11 protein-coding genes are annotated in these 9,681 nt (G+C 65.0%); 8 read left to right on the top strand and 3 right to left on the bottom strand.

What is annotated here, in order from left to right; all coding sequences use genetic code 11:
• The first annotated feature begins 38 nt into the window (after positions 1-38).
• The 3 genes from BN2694_RS14550 to BN2694_RS17230 are packed head-to-tail and all read left to right on the top strand — an operon-like array spanning position 39 to position 3,822.
• Positions 39-2,426: a rhodanese-like domain-containing protein gene (locus BN2694_RS14550; RefSeq protein WP_135666874.1), complete on the top strand. Its 2,388-nt coding sequence runs from the start codon at positions 39-41 to the stop codon at positions 2,424-2,426.
• On the top strand, positions 2,427-3,650 hold the full coding sequence (locus tag BN2694_RS14545; protein ID WP_135666871.1) for a Coenzyme F420 hydrogenase/dehydrogenase, beta subunit C-terminal domain: 1,224 nt from the start codon (positions 2,427-2,429) through the stop codon (positions 3,648-3,650). It begins immediately after the preceding gene.
• 22 nt (positions 3,651-3,672) lie between these two features.
• The gene (locus BN2694_RS17230) at positions 3,673-3,822 is read left to right on the top strand and encodes a hypothetical protein (RefSeq protein WP_167880053.1); all 150 of its coding nucleotides are present in this window, start codon (positions 3,673-3,675) and stop codon (positions 3,820-3,822) included.
• A 41-nt stretch (positions 3,823-3,863) separates the two neighbouring features.
• Here the strand turns inward: BN2694_RS17230 and BN2694_RS14540 are convergent, their stop codons facing one another.
• Genes BN2694_RS14540 through BN2694_RS14530 form a run of 3 tightly spaced genes read right to left on the bottom strand, consistent with a single transcriptional unit; the run spans position 3,864 to position 6,065 of the window.
• On the bottom strand, positions 3,864-4,616 hold the full coding sequence (locus BN2694_RS14540) for an ABC transporter permease (RefSeq protein WP_135666869.1): 753 nt from the start codon (positions 4,614-4,616) through the stop codon (positions 3,864-3,866).
• Complete coding sequence (locus tag BN2694_RS14535; protein ID WP_135666867.1) at positions 4,613-5,350, bottom strand: hypothetical protein; 738 nt, start codon at positions 5,348-5,350, stop codon at positions 4,613-4,615. Before BN2694_RS14535 ends, BN2694_RS14540 begins: the two co-directional genes overlap by 4 nt.
• The gene (locus BN2694_RS14530; protein ID WP_135666865.1) at positions 5,343-6,065 is read right to left on the bottom strand and encodes an ABC transporter ATP-binding protein; all 723 of its coding nucleotides are present in this window, start codon (positions 6,063-6,065) and stop codon (positions 5,343-5,345) included. The genes BN2694_RS14535 and BN2694_RS14530 overlap by 8 nt, the downstream gene beginning before the upstream one ends.
• Before the next feature lie 309 nt (positions 6,066-6,374).
• Here BN2694_RS14530 and BN2694_RS14525 point away from each other — a divergent pair, with 309 nt between their 5' ends.
• The 5 genes from BN2694_RS14525 to BN2694_RS14505 all read left to right on the top strand — a co-directional run bounded on the left by BN2694_RS14525 (position 6,375) and on the right by BN2694_RS14505 (position 9,447).
• Positions 6,375-7,760, top strand: a complete 1,386-nt coding sequence (locus tag BN2694_RS14525) for a permease (RefSeq protein WP_135666863.1) — start codon at positions 6,375-6,377, stop codon at positions 7,758-7,760.
• A 240-nt stretch (positions 7,761-8,000) separates the two neighbouring features.
• Positions 8,001-8,519 (top strand): DUF7342 family protein, encoded by a 519-nt coding sequence (locus BN2694_RS14520; protein WP_135666861.1) that lies wholly within the window; start codon positions 8,001-8,003, stop codon positions 8,517-8,519.
• A 2-nt stretch (positions 8,520-8,521) separates the two neighbouring features.
• Positions 8,522-8,947, top strand: coding sequence for a hypothetical protein (locus tag BN2694_RS14515; protein ID WP_135666859.1), 426 nt, complete (start codon positions 8,522-8,524; stop codon positions 8,945-8,947).
• 117 nt (positions 8,948-9,064) lie between these two features.
• Complete coding sequence (locus BN2694_RS14510; RefSeq protein ID WP_135666857.1) at positions 9,065-9,256, top strand: hypothetical protein; 192 nt, start codon at positions 9,065-9,067, stop codon at positions 9,254-9,256.
• Positions 9,253-9,447, top strand: coding sequence for a hypothetical protein (locus BN2694_RS14505; RefSeq protein ID WP_135666855.1), 195 nt, complete (start codon positions 9,253-9,255; stop codon positions 9,445-9,447). The genes BN2694_RS14510 and BN2694_RS14505 overlap by 4 nt, the downstream gene beginning before the upstream one ends.
• Positions 9,448-9,681 lie beyond the last annotated feature (234 nt).

Below are 9,681 nucleotides of genomic sequence, written 5' to 3'. Positions count from 1 at the left end.
CACCTCCGTCGCGCCGACCGGCCGGCAGGTGGTGGCATATGACCGACCAGTTCGCCGTGATCGACCCGGCGGAACTCGACGTCGGAGCGGACGCGACCGTCGTGGACGTTCGCGAGCGTCGCCACTTCGAGGACGTCGGGCACGTCCCCGGCGCGGTGAACGTGTCCTACGACAGCTTCAGGGACCCCAGCAGCGTCTCGACCGGGAAACTCCCGGTCCGCGAGGAGTTCGAGGCGCTGCTGGGCGAGGCCGGGATCGACCCGACCGACGACATCGTCGCCTACGACGACGAACGCGGCGTCTACGCCGCCCGGTTCCTGCTGACCGCCGCCGCCTTCGGCCACGAGGGGGACCTCCGCCTCCTCGAGGGCGGCTTCGACGCCTGGCGACAGCAGGGGTCAGTCGAGACGGGCAGCCCCGACCCCGAACGGACGACCTACGAGGCCGCCGCGATCGACGACGACCTTGTGTTCGACCGCGAGGCCGTCGAGGAGGCCGTTGAGGGCCACGCACTACTGGTCGACACCCGGACGCCCGCCGAGTACGAGCAGTCACACATCCCCGGCGCGGTCCAGTTGAGCTGGGAGGAGTTGCTCGAGCAGGGCCGACTCCGGCCGGAAGACGAGATCGAAGCGCTCCTCGCCGAGAAGGGCCTCGAGCGCGGCCGGCAGATCGTGCTGTACTGTAACACCGCCCGGCGGCTGAGCCACACCTTCCTCGTCCTCGCCGACCGCCGGTTCGAGAACCTCGCGTTCTACGAGGGGAGCCTGACCGACTGGGTCCGGGCGGAATCGCCCGATTGGAATCCTCAGCAACTCTACGAGGACGTCCGGGAACTCGCGCCGGGGGGCGTCGACGCCATCAGGGACGAACTCGGCGAGGACGTCTTCAGCCGGACGCACCTCATCGGGCTGTACACTCAGAAGCAGGACGAGCACTTCATGCTCCGGACGAAGGTGCCCTGCGGTCACCTGACGGCCGAACAGGCCCGAACGTTCGGCGAGATCGCCGAGGAGTTCGCGACCGCGCCGCCCGAACACGGGGCCAGCGAGCAGAACCCCGAGTTCGGCGACGGCTTCCTCGACATCACGACCCGCCAGGGCCTCCAGCTCCACTGGATCCGCATCGAGGACATGCCCGAGATCTGGGATCGCTACGCCGCGTGTGGGTTGACGACGATCCAGGCCAGCGGGAACACGCTGCGCAACGTCGTGACCTGTCCCGCCTCGGGGCTGGGCGATGACGACCACGACGTCGGCCCGCTGGGCGAGGCGATCGCCGACCGCTTCGAGGGCGACCGCGAACTCGCGAACCTGCCCCGGAAGCTCAAGGTCTCGCTGAGCGGCTGTACCGACAACTGTGCCCGCGCCGAGATCCAGGATCTCGGGTTCGTTCCGGCCGAGAAGGACGGCCGCGAGGGCTATCACGTCCGGGTCGGCGGCGGCCTCTCGGACGGCCCGCGGGCGGCGACGGACCTCGGGGTCTTCCTCGAACCCGACCAGACCCAGGATGTCGCCGTCGCCACCGCCGACCTGTTCATCGACCACGGGAGTTACCTCGACACCGCGGTCAACCGCCTGCGCTTCCTCGTCGAGGAGTGGGGGACCGAGCAGTTCCGCGAGGAACTAGAGCGCTACCTCGACTTCGAGTTCGAGCCCGCCGGCGAGGACCTGACGACCGACTACCGGGGCGATCACGTCGGCGTCCACGAGCAGGGCGACGGCCGGTACTACGTCGGCATCAACGTCCCGACGGGGCGAATGGACGGTCAGGACCTGATCAGACTCGCCGACCTGAGCGAGGAATATGGATCGGGCGAACTCCGGACGACGATCAACCAGAACCTCGTGCTCCCGGACGTCGCCGAATCGGACCTCGATGACCTCCTCGCATCGCCGGTGTTCGACCGCTACAGCCCGGACCCCGGCCCCTTCGAGCGCGGGATCGTCACCTGCACGGGCGCGGAATTCTGTGGCTACGGGATCGTCGAGACCAAGACCCGCGGCCTGCGGTGGGCTCGCGAACTCGACCAGTGGCTCGCCGACAGCGAGCTGGATAGCGACGCGTTCCCGGACGCGATCCGCGTCCACATGAGCGGCTGTTCGGCCTCCTGTGCCCAGCCCCAGGTCGCCGATTTCGGCCTGCGCGGCGAGCGCCACCGCGATGATACCGGCGAGGTGGACGCCGCGGACGTCGGCGTCGGCAGCGATCTTGCGGCCGGGGAGTTCATCGACTGGGTCGCCGGCAGCGTCCCGCTCTCGGCGGTCCCCGACGCGATCAAGCGAACGCTCCGGACCTACCAGCGCGACAGCGACCCCGGAGAGTCCTTCACGAACTGGGCGAACCGCCAGTCGCTGCCGGCGCTCAGACGGACGATCGAGCACGACGATGGCGCGACGGTTGCGGTCGAATCGGAGGTGAGCTAGATGTCAGGCACGAACCCCTCGATTCCCAGTGTCGGATCGGACCCGCGCGAACAGCCCGGCGAGGTCGCCGAACCCCCGGGCAAGATCTGGTTCCGGACGCTGGACGAGGCGGTCATCGAGGCCGACCGCTGTATCCAGTGTGGCTCCTGTGTCGCGGCCTGTCCCTCCGACTCCATCGGGATCGACGAGGCCGAGAACCGCCCGACGCTGGTCAAGATGTGTACCGGCTGTTCGAGCTGCTGGGACTACTGTCCCCGGAGCGGCCTCCGGTACGAGCGCGTCGTCGAAAGTGCCCAAGAGGAGCGCGGTCTTGACGAGCCGGAAACCGTCGCCGCCCGGGCACGAAGTGGGGACGCTCGCGACGCGGGCCAGGACGGCGGCGGCGTGACGGCACTGCTCGCGACGCTGATCGAGGCCGGCGAGATCGACGGGGCCGTCGTCGCGAGCGAGGACCCCGAGGAGCCGCTCGGCGGCGTCGCCCGACTCGCCACGACACGCGAGGAACTGCTCAACAGCGCCGGCAGCATCTACAGCCAGGTGATGAGCCTCGGCGAACTCGACGGGCTGATCGCCGAGTCGGACCTCGAGGATCCCAGTCTGGCGCTGGTCGGGACGCCCTGTGTGATCCAGGGCGCGAGCGCGCTGGATCGCTACGACCGGGACGTCGTCGAGGCGATCGACCTGACGGTCGCGCTGATGTGCACCCGCAACTTCGAGGCCGAGCGCCTCGCCGGCAGGATCGCCGAACACGGCGTCGACCCGGCGGCCGTCGACCGCCTCGACGTGACCGAGGGCGTCCTCTACGCCTACGGCGACGACGGGGAGACCCTCCTAGAGGAGTCGATCGACAGCTTCGACTCGGCCGGGTTGCGGGGCTGTGACGAGTGTGCGGACTTCCTTGGCGGCGCGGCCGACCTCAGCGTCGGCAACGTCGCCAGCCCGGACGGCCGGACGACCCTCGTCGTCCGGACCGAGCGTGGCCAAGCAGCTCTCGAAGACGCCAGCGAGGGCCTGGATGTCGAGGCACTCGAGGACACGACGGCGCTGGAGAAGCTGGCGAACTGGAACCAGCGTCGCGCCGAGAGCATCCTCCCGCGGGAGTACGATCCTGAGGGGGCGATTGGCATCAGTCACGCCGAACACCGCGAAGCCTACGACGACACCGACCGCGCGCCCGAACCGCTCAACCCGGCACGGGTGCATCAATACGAGGACTGGTGTTAACTACCCAAACTCAGAGACTGATATGACTAACATACCCCAGCAGGAGAAGACCGAATCGGACCGCGAAGCCACCGACAGCGAGCACCTCGATGAGGTACCCGATGGATGCGGTTGCACGGAGATATGGGAACACCTCTCTGACGAGCGTGCCCCTGTCGACGATAAAGAGTAACGACATATCGGATCGAGGTTGAGCCCAGGGTCGGGCACTCACTACCGGTGAATGCCCGACACGCGATAGAACGCGATGACGGCTACGACCATGACCACGAGCAGGTAGCCAAGGCCCCACCCAAGCGACGCGGCTGAATCGACGGTCCCTGTCAACCCGGCATCGACCAGCACGCGCACGGGATGGTAGCCCGGGAGGAGCCGCATCCACCAGTCGGGCTCGGACTGAACGAACAGCGGGTCCTGGAACAGTCCGATGTCCAGCATCGGCACGATCAGCATGATCCACAGCCCGGCCAGTCGATCCACGACGGCACCCAGCAGAATGCCGAGCATCCCGTAGATGAGCGAGAGCAGGACCATCGCCGCCGCAAACCACAGCGGGTTCTCGGGGACGAAATCGAGCCACATGACGCCCACCGAAACGCCCGTCACGAGGAGGGTGATCGCTGTGAGAATGCCGAAGCGCGCGGCGATGACCTCCCGGGCGCGATAGCCGGCCACCGCAAGACGGCCGTCGACGCTGGCCGTCCGCATCACGAAGAGGCCGGCGAGGCCGGCGATCAGTGCGCTCGTGATCGGCGTCATGATCACGCCGTGGACGTCGGGCATCGGGCGCATGACCGACGCCGTCTCGCCGTCGACGAGCGTGCGGACCGGCATGTCGACGTCCTGCGTGACGGCAAACGCGAGGGTGATGAAGGCAAACGGCAGCACGACGAGCAGTGCGACGAGCACCCGGTTGCGGACTTGCTCGCGGAGCCCGATTCCAAGGGCCGTCAGCGTTCGGGTCACGCCGCCCACCTCCCCGAGGTCTGCATGGTGAGTGTAAACACCGCCGTCACGAGTGCGAGGAGGACGACGAGATACCCAGCGACGAACGCGAACTCACCCGTGGCTATCGTGCCCTCGAGGACCGCACTTTCGAGCGCCGCCTTCGGATGATACAGCGGGAAGAACTCGACGAAGTCCGGCACGTCGGCCGCCAGTGGACTGTCGCCACTGAGGAAGGCGTCCATCATGGCGAGGAAAACCACGACCAGCGAGCCCTCGAACAGGCGGGGCACGATCGCGCCGACGAGTGCGCCCAGGAACGCGTAGACGATCCCCGCGAGCGCGAGGGCGGCGAACGCGACGAGTGGCGCCTCGGGGCCGATCAACACGTGCAGGACAGCGAAATTGAGGACGGCGACGGCCACCGCGACGACAGTCAGCATGAGCAGGCGCGTCGCGAGCAACGTGCGGGCCGGAAAGCCGGCCTGGATCAGCCGTCGATCGGCCGAGCGGGCGTGGATCATCTGGACGAGTCCCAGCAATCCGGCGATGATGGCGACGCCGAAGACCGCGCCGAGCATCCGTCCCAGATCCAGCGGGATGGCCTCGACGGTCGGCATCGACGGGAGACCCGCCATCGCCTGCCCCCACCCCTCGATGACTACGAGCGGGAGGACGACCGCGAGGACGAGATTCAGCGGTGTCCGGACGAACGCCTGCAGGTTGAGCCGGACGCCCTCCCGGATCCTATGCATCGTCGCCCTCCCGGGTCGTGTCTGTCCCATCGGTCCCCTCCTCCGTCACGTCCTGCACCGTCCCGTCTCGGAGTTCGTAGACCCGATCGAGCCGTTCGCGCTCTTCGATCAGGTGGGAGATCATGGCGATGGCCGTCCCGTCGTCGGCGAGTTCGCGGGCGAAGGCCCAGAACTGCTGGTAGGTCTCCCAGTCGAAGCCCGTGTACGGTTCGTCCAGCAAGAGGACGTCGGGATCGTGCATGACGGCGATCGCGAGGTTCACCTTCTGGCGGTTCCCGCCACTCAGCTGGTCGACACGGTAGTCGAGATACTGTTCGAAGTCGAGTCGATCGGCGAGGCGATCCCTGGCCGCGGCGATCTCCTCGCTCGTCATGTCGTAGCCCGATCCGAACAGCCGGAAGGTTTCGGCGACGGTCAGTCGATCGTACAAGAGCGGTTCCTGTGGACACCACCCGATCGATCCCGACCGCTCGACGGTGCCCGCATCGGCGTCGAGGACGCCGACGAGGATCTTCATCAGCGTGGACTTGCCCGCGCCGTTTTCACCGACGATCCCGACGATCTCGCCGGGGTGGATCGCGAGGTCGGCCCCCGAGAGGACTGGCACTTGTCGAGTGAACGGGAGTCGTGAGCCGTAGGTTTTCTCGATGTCGCTCGCGCGAAGCACCGCCTCTGTGCTGTCGGTAGCGGCCGTCTGTGGTTCGGAGACTGCCATGTGTATACCAACGGGTGGCTGTTTCAGGCGATTTTCTGCTCAAATTTCAAAGGGACTGACGTGCCTCCGTTGACGATTCCGGCACGCGATACAATCTCGTCGGTGTATTCATTCGAACTGGGGGCAAAATGCCCACCATATAAACCACGAAAGCGGCACGCGGTGGGTCGTCGTGGTCCCACGGCAGCACGGTGTGCCTGCGACTGAAGCGAATGACGAAATTCAGTTTCGTTTCCAATGATCCGATCGGTGTCTGGGACCTGTTTGCTAAGCACAATTGCAAAAGGCGATCCCGACGAGTGTATTCCCATGTCACCGATTATCAATGGCGTCCTCGAATCCCTCCGGATCGGCGTGGGGTTTCTCTGGACGGCCGCGTGGGCGATCATCATGGGCCTGACGATCACGAGTCTCGTCCAGGTCTACGTCTCCAAAGAGCGCATGGCGCGGGTCCTCGGCGATGGCGATCTGCGCGGACTCACCAAAGCGACGCTGTTCGGCGCGGCCAGCAGCGGCTGCAGCTTCGGCGCGGTCGCCATCGGCAAGGGATTGTTCAAGAAGGGCGCTCACGCCGTGAACTTCCTGGCGTTCATGTTCGCGTCGACGAACCTCATCGTCGAACTCGGGTTGATGATCCTGCTTCTGCTGGGCTGGGAGTTCCTCGTGGCGGAACTCCTCGGCGGGCTCGTTCTCATCGCCGTCATGGCGGTGATCGTGCATCTCACGCTCCCGGAAAGCCTCTTCGCAGAGGTCCGAGAGACGCTGAATGCGCGCGACCGCGAATCGGGCACGACTGAGGATCTCACGTGCGGCATGGAAGGGACCGAGGAGTACACGGTCACGACCGACGGCGGGGAGACGCTGCAGTTCTGTTCGGAAGGATGCATGGAGACCTATCTACAGGAGTCCTCGAGCGCGGGCGGCTGGCGCGAGGAACTCCTCTCGTGGGGTGGCTGGTACAAGGTCGGCAACCAGTTTCGCAAGGAGTGGTCGATGATCTGGACGGACGTCATCGCCGGCTTTCTCGTCTCGGGGTTCGTCATCGTCTTCGTCCCGCAGTGGGTGTGGAACACGCTGTTCGTCCAGGGTGACGGCCTGCTCGTGACCGCCGAGAACGCCATCATGGGCGTCGCCATCGCCGTTATCAGCTTCGTCGGCAGCATGGGCAACGTCCCGTTCGCGGTCGCGCTCTGGGGTGGCGGGATCAGCTTCGCCGGCGTGATCGCCTTCGTCTACGCCGACCTCATCACGATTCCGGTCCTCAACGTCTACCGGAAGTACTACGGCTGGAAGGTAATGCTGTACATCCTCGGGGTGTTCTTCGTGACGATGGCCTTCACGGGCTTCCTCATGGAACTGCTGTTCGACGCGTTCGGCATCGTTCCTGATCTGGCCGGCGGCGAGACCGCGACCGAACAGACGTACTTCGAACTCAACTACACGTTCTATCTCAACCTGATCGCCTTCGCACTCTCGGGGTTCCTCCTATACGTCTACCGACGGGGACTCGGGGCGCCCGGGCAGTATCGTGATCCCGTGTGCGGTATGCGGACCGATGATTCCGAACCGAGTACAGTCCACGACGGGACAACGTACTATTTCTGCTCAACGACCTGCAAGCGAACGTTCGAGGAGACACCGTCGACGTATGCCGAGCAGCACCCGGAGATCGAACACCACGATCACGACCATTGATATGACCGGGTGTTATCCCGATACCTGCGTACGATGATACAGCAATCGTCTCACTGCCGGCTTCCGGTCAACAGCAGGCGGCCTGGACGGCCGAACACGCGTTTGATCGTGGATCGACTGCCGTCCAGCAACGGGTTCGAGCGTTGCCAGTCCAACAGCCGGGTCACCCATGATAGCGCAGCCCGAATACATATGTCTGCTGCAGAAAGAAATATGTAGTTTTAGTGCGTGGGATGATGTATGGCAGAGCGTTCCCGTGGCGACGGCCCACCGCCGTTCGATCGCCCCTTCGAAGACGAGGACACGAAACAGCGCGTCTATGGAACGATCCTCCATGCACGCGACCCGATGACGGCAGCGGAGATCGCCGATCGAGCGGACTGCTCGGAGGATGCCGCGCGGTCGCATCTCTCCTTCTACGCCGACCTCGGGATCGTCATCCGGCACGAGGGCCGTCCGGCCCGGTACGAGCGCAACGACGATTACTTCGAATGGCGACGGGTGAACGAACTGGCACGGGAACACACCGTTGACGAGCTCCAGGCCCGCGTCTCCGAACTCACTGCCCAGATCGAAAGGTACCGTGACGAGTACGACGCTGACTCACCTGCTCACGTCGACGTGCTCGCGTTCGACGCGGACGACGTCGACGATGTGTACGTGGACCTCAGCGAGTGGGCCACCGTCGTCGAGGAGCGCCGTCTGCACGAGCGTGCCAGGCGAACGGCCACCGACTCGACGGTGCCATCACACAGCTGACGATGGTGCCGGTGGACGACGGCGCGAGCCCCGCGCCGATCGATCGGGCAGTCCTGCGACAAATACGGTCCCGGTTCGCCGGCGGTCGTCAGACTGACGCCGCCCGGATCGTCGAGGACGGAAAGCGACACGTGCGGGTCGAGCTGTCTGGTGACTACTACCCGAACGAAGTCTCGGCTCGTTTCGAGATCCGCTGGTACCGCACCGACGATTTCACCATCCACTATCGGGAAGAGCGCGACGAGGAGACGTGGCAGTGTCGGTGGGATCGCCATCCGAACGTGCACAATTCGCGGGATCATTTCTACCCGCCGCCGGCAGCCAGTCGTACTGACGCTCGGGACGCCGACTGGCCGAACGACCATCGTGACGTATGTCGCCTCGTGCTTGATTATCTCGAGGAGCGCATCGAGACACTGTGGGAATAGCCCCAATGAGTACTACAGGTCGAATCATATTTCGGAATCAGCCGCACAGAGAGTTCGTGAAATTCCGGAAGGAGCGCGCCGTCGCTTACGTTTCTGGCAGTCCCACGTTGAGTTGCAATGTCTCGAAACGACCCTGTGTTCGGGGACGGCTTCGATCAACCAGTCTGTCCGAACGGCCACACCTCGTGGACACGGTCGAACGGACACTACTGGTGTCACGACTGTAGCCGTCTCCACGGCGCGAACCCCGAGTTCGACTCCCTGCGAGACCCGGAAACCGGCGACCCAATCGAGGTGAACGCCTCGTGACCGGCGACGTGCCGGAATCGACCCGGAAGTATGCCCGGGAGAACCGAGACCAACTCGAGTACATCCTTCGGCACGGCAGCAGCATCGAGATCCGGGCGTACGCGGCGGCGCTGCTCATCCGTGGGCTGTCCGATCCGGAACTCGATCAGGTCGTCGAGGAACTGGAGACCGGCCGGGAAGTACTGACTTGATGTGCATTGTCGCGGCCTGATTCTCCGATCTCCGAGTATTGTTCCCAAAGCCCAACACTAGGTTTATCCTGTTCGACAGACTCCATCTCGTTATGAGCCTCGAAGAGACAGTCGACTACCTTGCTGAGGAACTCGACCTCGAGCGGAGTGAACACGTTCGCGAGGTCGGTCAGTCAGTCGCAGAGCTTCGCGACTGATTAGAACATTTCTCTGAAGTCTCGTTCGACGAGGGCG

Origin of the sequence: Halorhabdus rudnickae (assembly GCF_900880625.1) — an archaeon.
Taxonomy (GTDB): domain Archaea; phylum Halobacteriota; class Halobacteria; order Halobacteriales; family Haloarculaceae; genus Halorhabdus; species Halorhabdus rudnickae.
This window is presented reverse-complemented; position numbering and strand designations above follow the sequence as displayed.